Here is a 15,995-nt window from a genome sequence, read left to right as displayed (position 1 = left end):
TATTTACGCGTGTTACGCAAGTTGAGTTAATGTTTGATCTAGGTCAGTTTTTGGCACTGCTAAAATGCTTTCTAGGTAGTATTTAAGTGGACAGTTGGGCGATAAGTCGCTTGTTGTTGCGCGGTTAAATTCGTCTACTAGCAATTGCTGCTCTTGTTTTTCAAGCTCTAGCTCGGCATTGAGCATATGGGCTCGCAATGCTGAATAATTTTTCATTGTTTGCAACGATTGTTTGAAGTTGGCTCGGATTTTGCGAAGCGGTTGTGTGTAGTTTTGGCTAAAATCCGTAACGTGTGCATGTAATACGGCAATGGTCGAGGTGCTTACCATTATGTTTTGTTGCGAGAGGTATTTAAGCAGTAAGCACAAATTGATGTTGGCAGCGTATTTATCTTGCAGCTGTAAAAGCGCGTTGCTACGCGCGCTTTTACTGTAATACTGCAAAGTAAATTGCCAGAGGTTGCTACTGTGCAAATTGTGCTGCAAAGTCAGCTTCCTCTTGTTCAAGTGTTTCTAGCTTTTCAAGCAGACTTTCCTCAATCTCATTGAGCTGTGGCGCAAGTTTTGCCTGTTCCGCTAGCTGTTTATTAAGTTCTGTCTTATTTTCATCTTGATAGATGCTGGCGTCCGCTAGCGCGCTTTCAGCTTTTTGCAGCGCATCACTAACTGTTTCTAACTGCTTTTCAAGTTTTTCAATTTCACGCTTTAATGGCTGCATTTGTTTTCTAAATTTAGCTTCAAGGCGTTTTTGTTCTTTGCGGTTTTGCACCTTGTTAGGTTTGCTTTCAACTGGCGCTGTATCACTTTCAGGTGTTTTAGCAACGTCTTTGTTGGCAAGCCATGCGTAGTAATCTTCAATCTCGTAACCTAGTTGAGTTACTTGACGGCTATCCACTAAATAAAACTGATCTGACGTGTTTTTTAATAAATGACGATCGTGCGATACCGTAACCATTGCCCCTTCAAACCCTTGCAGTGCCATTACGAGAGCATGGCGCATTTCTAGATCTAAGTGGTTAGTTGGTTCATCGAGTAGCAAGATGTTAGGTTTTTGATACACCAATAACGCCAGCACTAAACGCGCTTTCTCGCCACCAGAGAATGGCGCTACAGGCTCAAGCGCTTTGTCGCCATGAAACGCAAAGCAACCAAGAAAGTCTCTTAGTTCTTGCTCTGTTGCTTTGCTATCCAGACGTTGCAAATGCAAAATGGCCGATGCACTTGGGTCGAGCGATTCAAGCTGATGCTGCGCAAAGTAACCAATACGCAAGCCTTGGTGGTGTACAAATTCGCCAGATTGCGCGTTTAACTCGCCTGCTAATAATTTGATTAAGGTTGATTTACCCGCGCCGTTTTTACCGAGTAGTGCAATGCGGCTACCTGGAACAAGGTTTAGTTTGATGTCTTGTAAAATGGTGACATCGCCATAGCCTGCTTTCACTTTTTCTAAAGAAATAAGAGGGTTTGGTAAGCTAGGTGGCTCTTTAAAACTAAAGTTAAATGGCGAGTCGATATGTGCTGGCGCCAGTTTTTCCATTCGCTCGAGTGCTTTAACACGACTTTGTGCTTGTTTGGCTTTGCTGGCTTTGGCCTTAAAGCGGCGAATAAAGCTTTCTAAGTGCGCTATTTGCTCTTGTTGCTTTTCAAAGTTACTTTGCTGCTGAGCTAGTTTTTCAGCCTTAATGCGCTCAAACTGGCTGTAGTTACCTTTGTAAGTGTGAATTTGCTGCTGATAAACGTGCCAAATTTCGCCGACAATGGCATCTAAGAATTCACGGTCGTGTGATATTAGCACTAATGTACCTGGGTAGGTTTTCAAAAACTTTTCTAGCCAGTAAACCGCATCTAAATCTAAGTGGTTGGTTGGCTCATCCAGCAGTAATAAATCTGCTTCTTGTAATAACGCTTGGGCAAGGTTTAAGCGCATGCGCCAACCACCCGAAAATGATTTTACCGGCAGAGATATTTGCTGCTGCGAAAAGCCTAAACCATGTAATAGCTCGCCTGCTTTGGCCTCAATATGATAGGCCTGTAGTTCTTCTAAAGCGAGGTGAAGTTCAGCTTGTTTTGCACCGTCGTTCGCGTGTTCGGCTACATGAAGTTGCTCTCGCAGTGCGTAATACTCTTCGTAACCTTGCAGCACATACTCTAGTGCTGAAATATCTAATCCGGGCGTTTCTTGCTTTACTGATGCAATACGCCACTCTTTAGGAATACTACATTCGCCCATATCTGGTGACAGCTCATTGCGAATAAGTGCAAACAGGCTTGATTTACCACAGCCATTATTGCCAACAAGACCTACTTTATGGCCGGCAAATAATGTTGCATTGGTATTTTTTAATAGTGGCTTGCCACCACGCAGTAATTCTAGATTAGAGATTTGAATCATTTAGTAAGCATTTTTGAAAACTTTTCTTGCGCTAGTATATCAAGTAATCAGTGTTGTTTGTTAAAATCGCTTTATCAACATTGTGATTAATTTGAAAACCATGAAACAGAAAAAACGTTTTATCGCGGGCGCAACCTGCCCAGAGTGTAAAAAGCAAGATACTATGATGCTATACAAAGAAATGGATGTTGAAAAAGTAGAGTGTGTTGAATGTGGCCACACTATGACGCAGGCTGAAGGCCAAGTTCAAGCGTCAACACGCCAGTTTGAACAAGTAATTGGTGTTTTTAAGCCTGAGTGATCAGGCTTAATGTAAACTTAGTAATGCGGTGGCGGGGTTTCATGCTCCTCACCGACGACCGAAGACGGCTTCATTTCTTTTAGCTTTTCACCTACCAACTCAATTTGACGGGTCATTTTTGCCATCGCCATTTGATGCTGCTTTAGCTCGTCGTTTAAAATGTCGATCGTTTCATCTTGGTACGCTACCTTTGTTTCAAGTTCGGTAATACGCGCTTCAAGATTGGTTATTTGTTCATTTGCCATGTTTCAGATAAACCGTTAGAACTTTCACTGATAATCTGCCCATTATCGCTAAAAGCGATGTCATATACTACTGCTGATTTTGGGCGCGAATCTTTGCGCGGTGCTACGTGCCATGTTTGTAGCTCTTTTCCTGAGTTTGCATCCCATAGTGCAATGGTGCGTGCTGGCGAACCTGTGAGTAGTTGATTTGCATTAGAGCTAAAGCGTACTGCGCTAAATACTTTTTGTCGTGCTCTGAATTGCAGGTTACTAATTTGTTCGCCTGTTTGTAAGTTCCATACACTTGCTTGTTTTTTACTGTCGGCGGTAAAGGCTCTGCGGCCTTCTCGATCTAAACTTACTTGGGTGACGCGACTTGGATGATTAAAACGGTGAACTACCTGTGCGCTGCGGGTATCCCATAAATATGCGGTGTAATCATTTGCACCTGTTAGCGCGTAATAGCCATTGGGTGATAAATCGACGGCGTTGATTTTTTCGGTGTGACCCAAAAATTCGATTCTGCGCCCGGTATTTAGATCGATATGAATTACTTTTCCGTCACCTCGTCCATAAAGCACGTAACGGCCGTTATTGCTAATGGCGATATCGCGAATGCTCGATTCTTGGATTTTCCAAAAGCCGATATTCTCGCCATTTTCAAGGCTCCAGACAGCAAAATTAGTGCGATCGGCAGTAACCGCGAACTTATTATCATCACTAATGTCTATAGCGAGAACGAGGTTGTCTTCGCTTTGGTGGTGGCTCCATTGGTAAAGTAATGCATTGTCATTCAAATTCCATACTGAAATGCCATGATTGATAGAGGAGACAACTGCAAGGCTGCCATTGGAGTTAAGGGCCGCGGCGTAACTGCCTTGCACGGCATGTTCTTGCGCATTGTTCGGTACGACATCAGTGTTATCGCACGCCGTTAAGGTAAATAGGGTAAAAATTAATAAAGTTATACTAAATGGCTTCATTTTTAATCTAATTTCCCTTAACTCTTAGACTGTGAGAGGTTAGACTAGGACGAGTTTTGAGAACAAGGTAGTTACAGATAATAATTATCGGCGTTGTCTCAGGTTAACGTCTTTGTCGTCATTATTTGTGTTTTACATCGATGTTTGTCAGCCTATCATGTAACTCATTTAATTTTAACTTAGATAATTGTAGATAAAAGGCATTTTATTTGCCGGAGAAAAAGATGAAAAAAGTATTTAAACTTTCATTCGTTGCTGCATCAGTGCTTGCACTTGCTGCATGTAATAAAGAAGCACCGAAAGCAGAAGTAAAATTAGAGACCGAAGTACAAAAACAAGCATATGGTCTTGGCGCTTCAATCGGTGAGTTTGTTAAGAAAGATCTAGAAGGTAAAACTGAAGTTGGTTTTGAACTAGATAAAGCACTTATCATTGCTGGTTTAGAAGAGTCTCTAGCGGGTAAATCACAGCTAACAGAAGAAGAAATTAAAGAGCTTCTAACAAAACTAAATACTGAAGTTGCTGAAAAGCAGCAAGCTGCGGCGCAAGCAAAAGCTGAAGAAGTTAAAGCACAAGGCGTTGCTTTCTTAGCTGAAAACGGCAAAAAAGACGGCGTTGTAACAACTGATTCTGGTCTTCAGTATCAAGTTCTTTCTGAAGGTGAAGGTAAGAAGCCGTTAGCAACAGATACGGTTGAAGTTCACTATAAAGGTACACTAATTGACGGTACTGAGTTTGATAGCTCTTACTCTCACGGTGAGCCAATTACGTTCCCACTAAATCGCGTTATTAAAGGTTGGACTGAAGGTGTTCAGCTTATGGCTGAAGGTTCAAAGTACAAGTTCTTTATCCCTTCTGAACTTGCATACGGCGAGCGTGACCTTGGTAAGATCCCTGCAAACTCAACGCTAATTTTTGAAGTTGAGCTTTTAAAAGTAGTTCAGCCTGAAGCTGAAAAAGAAGCTGCTTCTGAGTAATTTTAATTACCAGTTTTAAAAAGCCACCCAAGTCGGGTGGCTTTTTTATTTGCCTTTGTTGAATTATTACTCTAAATTAAACTGACTAATCAGTCGGTTTTTATTTGGTTTAGACGTTTTATGAATTCATCCACCTCACACCCCGTTAACCTTGAGTCTGTCGATGCATCAGTACAACAAGATGTAAATGCAATTGATCTTGAAGCATCATTTTCAACACTAAAGCAACAATACCTTACGAATAAACAGCCAAGTTTAATTGAGCGTAAAACCCTGCTTAATAGTTTGAAAAATGCCCTGATTGAAAACCAGCAAAGCTTGCTAGTTGCATTAAATCAAGATTATGGAAAGCGTCCTGATTTTGATAGTTTGATGGCGGATATATTACCGAGTGTTCAGCATCTTAATTATACTTTAAAGCACTTAAAAACTTGGTTAAAACCAGAAAGGCGCAGTGCCGGTTTGCTGCTCGCACCATCATCTATTTATGTTCACAAACAACCTAAAGGTGTGGTGGGGGTAATTGTGCCTTGGAATTTCCCTGTATTTTTAAGTATTGGGCCAATTGCAACGGCGTTGGCGGCTGGGAACAAAGTAATGGTTAAACTGAGTGAGTATACGCCATTTACTAATCAGGCATTACGTAAAATTTTTTCATCTCTAAGCGAGAGCGTGACGATTATTGAGGGTGGGCCTGAGGTCGCCACAAAATTTACTCAGCTTCCATTTGATCATGTGTTTTTTACCGGTTCGACGTCTGTTGGGCGCTTAGTGGCAAAGTCGTGTGCCGAACGATTAGTACCGAATACCTTGGAGCTTGGCGGGAAATCTCCGGTAGTGATTACGCCTGATTCTGATTTAGAAAAGGCGGCTGATGCGATTCTTCTTGGTAAATCGGTTAATGCGGGTCAAATTTGTGTTGCGCCTGATTACGTGCTTGTTGAGCAATCTCAGCATTTAGCATTTTGTCAGACTTATTTAGAAAGGTTCGCTGCTTTATATGATGTTGATAAGTTTAATGATGAATACGGTGCCGTTATCAATTTAGCGCAGTTTGAACGATTGCAAGCATTGTTAGATGATGCAAAAAGTAAAGGTGCCCGCGTGCTATCGCCTAAAGGCTATGAGATTGACGTGCAAAATCGCATTATGCCACCACAATTATTGATTGATGTGAATGAGCAAATGTTGGCCTGTCAGAGTGAAATATTTGGACCTGTGTTGCCCGTAATTACCTACAGTGAACTTAGCGAAGCGATAAACTATATCAATAATAAAGCGCGTCCATTGGCGCTTTATATTATGTCTAAGGACAAGTTGGTAATTAATCAGATTTTGCAGCAAACACACAGTGGCGGCGTATGTATTAATGATACCTTAATGCATGTGGGGGCTGATGATGCACCATTTGGTGGAATAGGCGAGTCGGGCGTTGGTAATTACCATGGTCGTGAAGGGTTTGAAACGTTTTGCCATAAGCGTACAGTATTAAAAACACCATTATGGTTACCGCGCGTTAAGCTTATTTTAAAATTTAAGGGATTGGCAAAGTCATTACTCACAAAGTTGTTTGTACGTTAAATGGGTAACTCAAAAAAACAAACCTTACTGGACGCGGCATTAACGCTATTTGTTGCACAAGGTATCTCTGAAACATCGACCGCGAGCATTGCAAAACATGCAGGTGTTGCGACGGGAACTTTATTTCATCACTTTGAAAATAAGAAGGTGTTAGTAGAAGCTCTGTATTTAAGCCTGAAGCAGGAGTTGGTGGCAAGTTTACAGTTAAATAATGCAATCAATAGTAATGAACAGGCATTAAGTGTGTGGCGAAGCGCAATAAAATGGGGGCTTGATAACCCTGAAAAGTTTTCATTTTTTACCATTTATTATGCCAGTCCATGGCTTGAAGTGGACTTTAAACAAGGTGTTTTGAATAGTGTCTTTTATTTTTTGACTGAGTATATTGAATTGCAAAAACAGCAAGGTAACTTTGTGGCTTTGCCAACCGACTTTATTGCAATGCATATTCAACAAAGCCTTATTAATACAATACTTTATTTAAGTCACGAGCAGGCAAATATTTTGGATGTTGAGAAGCTTATTGATAATAGCTTTAATACTTGTTTGTTCGGGCTAATCTGCAGAAATTAAAATGGCGTTAATAAGCGCCATTTATTCACTGTGATGAGTGTATAGATTCTCAATAAGCTCATCTTCAAGTTCAAAGCGTTGCTCAAGAACTTGACCTAATGTTGAAAGGTCTTCGTCAAACTTAGGCATTAAGCTTTTTTCTTTTGCGTTAGCGTAATCATCATTAAAGCTAAGTGCTATATCAGTTGATGCTGAAATTTGCGGATAAAGCGATTGTGCAAGTTTAAGGCTTTCTGGGCCTTTTTCAGCGCATGCTTTTACTAAGTTATCGTAAATCTCAAAATGACCTGCTGATAGATAGTCCATCAGAATCTGACAAAACTCAAGAATTTCAGACTTTTGCGGTAGCGCTTGGTCGCTTCTTTCATAGGGAGGTAAACCTGCAAGCTTACAGTAAATTACGAGTAAATCTTGACGCTCTTGCAACCAGTTATCGATTGCCGAGTGAGCTCCACCCCATTCTTCTTTGGCTTTTTCTAATCTCGTAAGCATATATTTGTCCCTTTACTTCAATCTAATAGCTATAACAATGAAATCTTGATGAAAGGTCAACTGATTTTTAACATATTTAATTTAAATTAGATTAAGTAGCTGATAGTTAAGAAGATTTTTAATATGCTATTTTGTGCTTAGAAAAAGTTCTTTATTTTCAATGTGCATAAAAAGAAAAAACCACCCAATAGGGTGGTTATAAAACTTTTTCTGACTTGATTAATTCAAGCTCTTATTTTTGTATCTATTTTATAACAAACTATTTTCATTTTAACAACGTTAAATTTCAAAAATAGGCGTTTAATAGCAAAATAAGGGTAAAAAGATGAATAATTACGCATTTAAAGCGTTAGCGCTTGATCTTTCGCATAGTTAGTTAGCGTTCTAAATGATACAATTCGCGCAGTTTTATTTTTTAGGTTTTACACTACCATGAGTGAATTAAAGAACGATCGCTATTTACGTGCGCTACTTAAACAACCTGTAGATCAAACTCCAGTATGGATGATGCGTCAGGCTGGACGTTATTTACCAGAATACCGTGCAACACGCGCGCAAGCTGGCGACTTTATGAGCTTATGTAAAAATGCTGAATTAGCGTGTGAAGTAACGCTTCAGCCACTACGTCGTTATCCACTGGATGCAGCGATTCTTTTCAGTGATATTCTGACGATCCCTGATGCGATGGGTTTAGGCTTATACTTTGAAACAGGTGAAGGCCCTAAATTTGAACGTCCAATTCAGTCAATGGCCGATGTTGCTAATCTACCTATTCCAGATCCAGAAGATGAACTTGGCTATGTGATGAATGCCGTGCGTACAATTCGCCGTGAATTAAAAGGTGAAGTACCGTTAATTGGTTTCTCAGGTTCGCCTTGGACACTTGCGACTTATATGATTGAAGGTGGTAGCAGTAAAACATTTGGCAAAATTAAAAAAATGGCTTTCTCAGAGCCTGAGATTTTGCATATGCTACTCGATAAGCTTGCTGATTCAGTTATTAGTTACCTTAACGCACAAGTTAAAGCCGGTGCGCAATCGCTGATGATTTTTGATTCGTGGGGTGGTGTATTATCACCGCGTGATTACAAAGAGTTCTCATTAACCTACATGCAGAAAATTGTAGATGGGTTAATCCGTGAAAACGATGGTCGTAAAGTACCTGTAACTCTATTCACTAAGAATGGCGGTTTAAACCTAGAAGCGATCGCAGCAACAGGCTGTGATGCAGTTGGCCTTGATTGGACTGTTGATATTGCTGACGCTCGTCGTCGTATCGGGGATAAAGTAGCGCTACAGGGCAATATGGACCCTGCAATGCTTCATGGTACGCCTGAGCGTATTCGCCAAGAAGTACAGCGCATTCTAGAGGGCTATGGTGACGGAACTGGTCATGTATTTAACTTAGGCCATGGTATTACACCAGAAGTTGACCCTGAAAACGCTGGAGTGTTTATCAACTCGGTAGGTGAACTAAGTAAACAGTACCATAATAAATAATGTATTGAGCCTTGCACTAGCAAGGCTTTTTTCTTTATGGAGATTACAGATTTTATTACGTGGCCTGGCAGCGTTGCCAACGCGAAGTTAATTCAACAAAAATTAGCTGCTACAGTTAAATTAACACCAATGCAAAACCCTGTGTGATACATTGCGGGTATCGATGTTGCATTTCCCAACAAGGGTAAAACAACACGAGCTGCCATTGTGGTGCTCAGCTTTCCTAGTCTAGAAATGGTTGAGCTTACTGTTTATGAAGCCCCAACCGTAATTCCATATATTCCTGGTGTATTAAGCTTTCGAGAAGGTGGTGCAATACTGAGTGCGCTTGCGCAACTTAAAATCTCACCTGATGTATTAATGTTTGATGGTCAGGGTATTGCGCATCCGTTAGGGCTCGGAGTAGCGAGTCATATAGGCGTTATTTTAAATGTGCGACACTAGGTATTGCGAAAAGCTGTTTGGTTGGTAAATTTGATGAGCCGGAGTTAATTAAAGGGTCGATTTCAGATCTGGTGATCAATGATAAGAAGAGTGGTTATGTCGTACGCTCACGGGATAAGGTGAAGCCGCTTTTTGTTTCGCCTGGTCACTTAATAACAAAAGAGCAAGCTTTGCAGCTTGCTCTTCAATGTGTCACTAAATATCGTTTACCAGAGCCAACTCGGCTCGCCGATAAGCTTAGTAAGAGTCAGATGTAGTGTCAGCCATCATTGAGGCTTCACTAAGTTCAATTAACTTAATGTAGTTTTGTGCTGGCCAACTGCGATTATTCGCTTCATTGAGTGCTTGTTGCAGTAATACCTGACCTTCTTGTACACGACCAAGTTCTGAGTGCGCACTACCAAGTACTGATAATAGTACTGGGTGATTATTATCAACAGCACGTGCTAACTCTGCATATTTTATTGCGCTTTGAGCGTCACGTAACTCAGCAACGTCAGAAAATGCGAGTAAGCGAGAATATTCAATCATTGCTGGTAAATACTGGCTATGCGCTGCGGTTTTTAGCATTTCAGCAGCGGTTTCAACATCATAATGAATGCTGCCGTAATTTAACATGATACGTGCTAGTTGATATTGCGCGCGTTCGTTACCAGACTCGGAAGCACGTTGTAACCAGTTAAACGCTTTTTCTTCATCAGGTTGGCAACCTTCACCATTTTCAAAACAGTGCATTAAGCGCATTTGTGCATCATGATTGCCATTAATAGCGGCTTTGTAATACCAATCGATATGTTCGTTTTCTGATGCTTTTTCAAGTACACCGTGTTCTAACATTAATGCATAGCGATTTTGTGCAACACTGTTACCTTTATCAGCAAGCTCGACAAGCTTGGTTTTGTATTCAGTAAGTGCGCGCTCAAATTCACGTTTAACTTTGCTATTTTCAGAACCAAGAGTAAATGAAGCAACCAGATCAAATACGCGACGTGGTTCACCTGTTGGGCTTACATCTGGCTCGAATTTCCATTTTTTCACTGCTTCTAAAGCAGCTTCGTCGATAACGCCTTTTGGAAATGATGCTAGAATTCGGCTATCTTCAACGACCCCACTTTCGTTGACATTATAGCCAATTGTTACCCAAGCTTTAGACGCTGAACGAGTGTTGCCATCAATTTCAGGTTCTACACGTTCTAATAATTTAGCGCGCTCAGGGAAGAAATTGGTATGCTTTGAAATAGGCGCATAGCGTGAATCATGAAGCTTTTTACCAAAGCTATCTTTTAAGTCGATATATGCTTCTTTTGCTTCACGGCGCGAAGGTACTTGCTTACGCAATTCGCGATATTTGTCTTTCGCTTGTGGGTGGCCAAAATCTTTAGCTAATAAGTACCAAGCATAGGCTTTGGTAATATCTTTTTCGACGCCTTGGCCATTTAAATAGGCAGTTGCGAGATCGTATTGCGCATTAACATGACCAAGTTTTGCAATCTTAGTTAGTTCGCTCACATATTTTTCAACATCTCCCTGTTTTTCATAATACTTTGCAGTTGAATAGTCCGCAAAACTGCTTACAGAAAACAAAGATAGTGCTGAGGCAAGTAATAGAGTGGGGGTTTTCATACTTAACAGCCTATTATTATTTTTTTAGGCTTTTAAGTTTACAATAATTTTACACGATCTCAAGCATTAGTTTAAAAAAGCGGCACTTTATGTGAATGTTTGTAATAAACCTGACATAAAGTGTCTTTTTGCTTTATTTAATTAACCGATTCAACCCGTTAAGCGCAGCTACTCGATAAGCTTCTGCCATGGTTGGGTAGTTAAATGTCGTATTAACAAAGTATTCTATGGTGTTGCCACCATTTTTTTGTTCCATTACTGCTTGCCCAATGTGAATGATCTCAGCGGCACGCTCACCAAACACGTGAATACCTAGAATCTCTTTTGTTTCAATATGGAATAGGATTTTTAGGCTGCCAACTTCTGTACCGGCAATTTGTGCGCGAGCTAAGTGCTTAAACTGCGCGCGACCTACCTCATACGGTACTTTTGCTGCGGTGAGTTCTTGCTCAGAGCGGCCAACGGAACTAATTTCTGGAATAGTATAAATACCGCTTGGAATATCACGAACTAGTTTTTTATTACACTCGCCTGTGGTGATGGCATCTGCTGCGATTCGACCTTGATCAAATGCCGCACTTGCAAGGCTGGGGTAACCAATTACATCGCCAACTGCATATACATTTTCGACTTCAGTTTGATAGTTTTCATTTACTTTCAAATTACCCCGGCTATCTGAACTTAAACCAATTGCTGATAAGTTAAGCTTGTCGGTGTTTCCTGTTCGGCCGTTGGCAAATAGTAGGCAGTCAGCTTGCATTTTTTTACCTGATTGCATATGCATAATGACGCAATCATCGCGGGTTTCTACTTTTTTAAACTCTTCGTTATGGCGAATTAGAATACCGCTATTCCAAAAGTGGTAACTTAATGAATCAGATGTTTCTGCATCAAGGAAAGCGAGTAGGCGATCACGGGTGTTTATAAGATCTACTTTAGCGCCTAGGCCGCGAAAAATAGAAGCATACTCACAGCCAATTACACCTGCACCATAAATAATAATATGACGAGGGTCGTGCTTGAGGCCTAAAATGGTATCGCTGTCGTAAACGCGTTTATGATTAAAGTCGATTTCAGCAGGGCGATACGGGCGAGAGCCCGTCGCGATCACAATTGTTTGCGCTGATAATGACTCGCTCGAGCCGTCGTCTTTTAAAATTGAAATCGTATTTTTATCAACAAAGCTCGCTTCGCCATGAATTAGCGTAATGCGGTTGCGATCATAAAAGCTGGTGCGTAAATTAACCTGCTTTGAAATTACGTTACTCGCATGATCTAAAATATCTGGGTAGGTCATGCGCTCTCTGTGAGCTTGTGAATTAAACAGCGGGTTTGAATTAAACTCAATCAAGCGACTAACCGAGTGGCGCAGTGCTTTCGATGGAATTGTACCCCAGTGAGCACAACCACCACCCACTTTCGGTTGTTTTTCAACAACCGCTACGCGCTTGCCACTTTTCGCAAGGTTCATAGCAGTACCTTCACCACCAGGGCCAGTACCAATTATAATGGCATCATAATCATACTGTTTTTTAGTCGCTTGTTTTTTTGTCACAGAGTGTTCCTTTAACTAGTTTATTGCGAGCCCTTTAATTAAGGCTTTGTTTAACGCCAGCCAGTTTTGTTGTTGGTTTATTAAAGACGCTTTAATGTCATTATACTGCTTTTTCAATTGTGATTGCTCACATTGCTGTATCACTTTGTTTTTGCGCATCTCTAGTAAGCGTTTTCTTACTTTATAATAGTGCTGTATTTTACTTAATAACAACTCATATTCGTGCTGTAGTTTATCTAATTGCACATGACTGTCTTGCTTTTCAAGCAAGGTACGTTTGGTTTTTTCCATTAAAGTTGCCGCTTTTGCACGTTCAATTCGCTCTTGCGGTGTTTTGCGTAACTTTGAGGCTAATCCCAAAAATGACAGTGATTTTATCAGCCATTTTGTAGGATCGTAATGCCACCATCGGATACCATTGCGGTAATCAGATGCGAAAATATGATGGAAGTTGTGGTATCCCTCACCGTATGTGAATAACGCTAAAAAACCATTGTCGCGGGCGGTATTTGATTCAGTATACGGGCGAGAACCCCAAATATGTGCCAGCGAATTTATGAAAAAGGTGAAGTGTTGGCTCAGTACTAAACGTAATAAACCCGCAAGAAGTAACATTCCCCATACATTGCCAAACATCAGACCAAGCACTAGTGGAATACCAACGTTGGTAATAAGGGTAAGCGCCAAATAATGTTTATGTTGCCACATCACAATACGATTTTTTTGTAAATCTCGGCAGTTTGAGTAGTCGTTGTATCTATGTGCTTGATATTCGCGCAGCATCCAACCGATGTGGCTGTACCAAAATCCACGAGTCGCAGCATAAGGGTCGTGATCAGCGTCATCAACTTTGCCATGATGTAAGCGGTGATCTGAACTCCAATGTAACGCGCTGTTTTGAATTGAGAACGCACCGCCGATGGCAAAAATAAACTCAATCACGGGATGGGTTTCATAAGTTTTGTGCGCCCATAAACGGTGATAACCGGCAGTAATTGATAAACCGCAATAAAACATACATGCAATAAATGCGATCCAGTTTGCGCTACTGTAGCCATATGCTAGACCGTACCAAGGCACGATGGTGACAGCAGCTAAAAAGGTGATGGTAAAAAAGAGGGTATTAAGCCAAATAATAGGTGGTTTTTTCATTCTTAAAAATCTCAGCGTACACTTGTACGCTAAAATAGTTTTATATGGCCTTTTTATCAAGTGAATTCGACAAAATTCATAAATATTTTTTCTGTGGTAAACTGCGTGCAAATTAGATGGGGGACGTATGTCGGGTATTCGCGCACAACAAAAAGAAAAGACAAGACAGGCTTTAATTGCAGCGGCTTTTAACCAGCTGAGTGCTGAGCATAGCTTTTCTAATCTAAGTTTACGTGAGGTCGCACGCGAAGCGGGAATAGCACCTACGTCTTTTTATCGCCACTTTAAAGATATGAATGAACTTGGGTTAACCTTGGTTGATGAAGCAGGCTTGATGTTGCGTCAATTGATGCGTCAGGCTCGTCGTCGTATTGAAAGTGGTGGCAGTATTATCAATATATCTGTGTTGACGTTTATGGAGTTTATTGATGAGTCGAGTAACCAGTTCCGTTTATTATTGCGAGAGCGTTCGGGTACATCAAAAGCTTTCAGGGCGGCAGTTGCTCGTGAAATTAAACACTTTATTCTTGAACTCGCACATTATTTAGAAAATGAGACTGGTTGTGATACTAATCACGCGTATATTCAAGCAGAAGCAATGGTTACGTTAGTATTTAACGCAGGCGCTGAAGCGCTTGATCTCACCAAGCCACAGCGTGAGCAACTTACCGAGCGTATTATTTGGCAATTGCGTTATATTGCTAAAGGGGCATCAAGCTATACCAAAGAAAAAAAAGCAGCTAAATAGCTGCTTTTTTATGATGAATGTTTTACTTGCGCGTTAGAAATACGCCGGACTCGATATGATGGGTATACGGGAACTGATCAAAAATCGCAAAACGCGCGATGTTATGAGTTTCAGTTAGTTGTTGTAGATCTCTTTCCAGCGTATCTGGGTTACATGAAATATAGATAATGTTGTCATACCCTTGCACTAAATCAGTGGTGTCTTTATCTAAACCTGCACGTGGCGGATCGACTAAAATACTTTGACAGTTGTAACTTTTAAGGTCGATACCGTTTAAGCGGGAAAACTCTTTTTCACCATTCATTGCCATAGTGAACTCTTCACTCGACATACGGATTATATCGAGGTTGTCGATTTTGTTTTCGGCAATATTAAATTGTGCGGACTTAACCGAAGATTTGGAAATTTCGGTGGCGAGTACGCGATTAAAGCTTGGCGCTAACGCAATTGAAAAGTTACCGTTACCACAATAAAGTTCAAGTAGATCATTATTTAGAGGTTTTGAGACATCAATTGCCCATTCGAGCATTTGCTCGTTTAGCTTGGCGTTTGGCTGAGTAAAGCTATTTTCAACTTGCTGATAAACAAGTTCACGATTATCTACATTCAGCTTTTCAATGACATATTCTTCACCAAGCACAATTTTTTGCTTGCGAGCTCGGCCAATAAAATCGATATCAAACTCTTCTTTTAGCAACGCCTTTAGCTTATTAGTCTCGTTTACCCATTCGTCATCAAGTTGCTTGTGATATATCAAGCTAACAAGAATTTGTCCGCTTAGTGTCGACAAATAATCAATTTGGAAGAGTTTACGACGTAAAATTTCATTCGGCTTTAGCAGATCTAACAAACGTGGCATTAATTTACAAATTAATGGTGCTGCAGGATCAAACTGATCAACTCTGATTTTCTCTTTAGTTTCAGGGTCAAACATAATGTGAAACAAATCTTCACCTTCATGCCACACACGAAACTCTGCACGTTGTCTGTAATTTTTTGCTTTAGACGCAAATACTTCTAATTTTGGCGCGTTAAACTGCGCGAATTGTTGGCTGATACGTTGTTCTTTTTCAGCAAGTTGTTCGTCGTATTGTGAAGTATCTATTTGAATTACAGGCATATGCTTTTTAACCTCTAGTGTGCGAGTCGCGCTATTGTAGGTTGTGGTTTTTCTTTGTCCAGTTATAGCATAGAAAAAATGTGACATACTTATACTGACTCGCTTAAATAGCGAATCATTTACGCGGGCTTTTTTGATTGTTAATCACGTTATTATTTATCGATTTAGAAGCACTTCATCAGAAAACTTCGCCTTAGCAACATCGAATTACATACTTAACTAACCTCAGATCTGCATAAGTATTAAAGCCGAGTCACTTTTATACTCGGCTTTTTAGTCTGAAAGGTATAGGCAATTAATCCAGCCATTAAATTAACCATAAATGAGATG

15 protein-coding genes and 1 pseudogene are annotated in these 15,995 nt (G+C 40.6%); 7 read left to right on the top strand and 9 right to left on the bottom strand.

All coding sequences use genetic code 11. The features are described 5' to 3' along the window. Positions 1-12 precede the first annotated feature (12 nt). The gene (locus tag AN214_RS15005; protein WP_054980465.1) at positions 13-486 is read right to left on the bottom strand and encodes a TIGR02444 family protein; all 474 of its coding nucleotides are present in this window, start codon (positions 484-486) and stop codon (positions 13-15) included. Continuing rightward, a complete protein-coding gene (locus AN214_RS15000) occupies positions 464-2,392 on the bottom strand; it encodes an ATP-binding cassette domain-containing protein (RefSeq protein WP_054980464.1) in 1,929 nt (642 codons plus the stop codon). The genes AN214_RS15005 and AN214_RS15000 overlap by 23 nt, the downstream gene beginning before the upstream one ends. A 100-nt stretch (positions 2,393-2,492) precedes the next feature. On the opposite strand from AN214_RS15000, the gene AN214_RS14995 reads away from it, so the two are divergent. Beyond that, entirely contained in the window at positions 2,493-2,693 is a 201-nt protein-coding gene (locus AN214_RS14995) for a YheV family putative zinc ribbon protein (protein ID WP_010562181.1), read from the top strand. Between the two features lie 17 nt (positions 2,694-2,710). Here the strand turns inward: AN214_RS14995 and AN214_RS14990 are convergent, their stop codons facing one another. Continuing rightward, positions 2,711-2,923, bottom strand: a complete 213-nt coding sequence (locus AN214_RS14990) for a SlyX family protein (RefSeq protein ID WP_152960782.1) — start codon at positions 2,921-2,923, stop codon at positions 2,711-2,713. Beyond that, positions 2,920-3,900 carry a WD40 repeat domain-containing protein gene (locus tag AN214_RS14985; RefSeq protein WP_054980462.1) on the bottom strand — a complete coding sequence of 327 codons (981 nt, stop codon included), beginning with the start codon at positions 3,898-3,900 and terminating at the stop codon, positions 2,920-2,922. The genes AN214_RS14990 and AN214_RS14985 overlap by 4 nt, the downstream gene beginning before the upstream one ends. A gap of 224 nt (positions 3,901-4,124) precedes the next feature. Here AN214_RS14985 and fkpA point away from each other — a divergent pair, with 224 nt between their 5' ends. The 3 genes from fkpA (at position 4,125) to AN214_RS14970 (ending at position 7,031) form a co-directional block, all read left to right on the top strand. Continuing rightward, complete coding sequence (gene fkpA / locus AN214_RS14980; RefSeq protein WP_054980461.1) at positions 4,125-4,877, top strand: FKBP-type peptidyl-prolyl cis-trans isomerase; 753 nt, start codon at positions 4,125-4,127, stop codon at positions 4,875-4,877. Positions 4,878-4,997: 120 nt separating this feature from the next. Further along, positions 4,998-6,458, top strand: coding sequence for a coniferyl aldehyde dehydrogenase (locus tag AN214_RS14975; RefSeq protein ID WP_082428594.1), 1,461 nt, complete (start codon positions 4,998-5,000; stop codon positions 6,456-6,458). Next, on the top strand, positions 6,459-7,031 hold the full coding sequence (locus AN214_RS14970; protein WP_054980460.1) for a TetR/AcrR family transcriptional regulator: 573 nt from the start codon (positions 6,459-6,461) through the stop codon (positions 7,029-7,031). It begins immediately after the preceding gene. A 21-nt stretch (positions 7,032-7,052) separates the two neighbouring features. On the opposite strand, the gene AN214_RS14965 is transcribed toward AN214_RS14970, so the two are convergent. Continuing rightward, complete coding sequence (locus AN214_RS14965; RefSeq protein WP_010562175.1) at positions 7,053-7,523, bottom strand: Rsd/AlgQ family anti-sigma factor; 471 nt, start codon at positions 7,521-7,523, stop codon at positions 7,053-7,055. A 432-nt stretch (positions 7,524-7,955) separates the two neighbouring features. Between AN214_RS14965 and hemE the strand changes: the two genes are divergently transcribed. Together hemE and AN214_RS23335 are read left to right on the top strand one after the other, a co-directional pair. Next, complete coding sequence (gene hemE / locus AN214_RS14960; RefSeq protein ID WP_010562174.1) at positions 7,956-9,023, top strand: uroporphyrinogen decarboxylase; 1,068 nt, start codon at positions 7,956-7,958, stop codon at positions 9,021-9,023. Positions 9,024-9,230: 207 nt separating this feature from the next. Then, positions 9,231-9,724: pseudogene (locus AN214_RS23335) on the top strand (endonuclease V). Here AN214_RS23335 and AN214_RS14950 read toward each other — a convergent pair. The 3 genes from AN214_RS14950 to AN214_RS14940 form a co-directional block, all read right to left on the bottom strand. Continuing rightward, positions 9,705-11,090 (bottom strand): TonB family protein, encoded by a 1,386-nt coding sequence (locus AN214_RS14950; RefSeq protein WP_054980459.1) that lies wholly within the window; start codon positions 11,088-11,090, stop codon positions 9,705-9,707. The pseudogene AN214_RS23335 and the gene AN214_RS14950 overlap by 20 nt on opposite strands. Before the next feature lie 133 nt (positions 11,091-11,223). Then, positions 11,224-12,645, bottom strand: a complete 1,422-nt coding sequence (gene sthA, locus AN214_RS14945) for a Si-specific NAD(P)(+) transhydrogenase (RefSeq protein ID WP_054980458.1) — start codon at positions 12,643-12,645, stop codon at positions 11,224-11,226. A gap of 15 nt (positions 12,646-12,660) precedes the next feature. Then, positions 12,661-13,797: a fatty acid desaturase gene (locus AN214_RS14940; RefSeq protein WP_054980457.1), complete on the bottom strand. Its 1,137-nt coding sequence runs from the start codon at positions 13,795-13,797 to the stop codon at positions 12,661-12,663. A gap of 127 nt (positions 13,798-13,924) precedes the next feature. Here AN214_RS14940 and fabR point away from each other — a divergent pair, with 127 nt between their 5' ends. Next, on the top strand, positions 13,925-14,545 hold the full coding sequence (fabR, locus tag AN214_RS14935; protein WP_054980456.1) for an HTH-type transcriptional repressor FabR: 621 nt from the start codon (positions 13,925-13,927) through the stop codon (positions 14,543-14,545). 22 nt (positions 14,546-14,567) lie between these two features. Here fabR and trmA read toward each other — a convergent pair whose 3' ends face one another. Further along, on the bottom strand, positions 14,568-15,665 hold the full coding sequence (gene trmA / locus AN214_RS14930; RefSeq protein ID WP_054980512.1) for a tRNA (uridine(54)-C5)-methyltransferase TrmA: 1,098 nt from the start codon (positions 15,663-15,665) through the stop codon (positions 14,568-14,570). Positions 15,666-15,995 lie beyond the last annotated feature (330 nt).

Origin of the sequence: Pseudoalteromonas sp. P1-9, from assembly GCF_001399975.1 — a bacterium.
Classification (GTDB): domain Bacteria; phylum Pseudomonadota; class Gammaproteobacteria; order Enterobacterales; family Alteromonadaceae; genus Pseudoalteromonas.
Note: the sequence above shows the minus strand (reverse complement) of the source record. Positions and strands in the feature narration are given on the sequence as shown.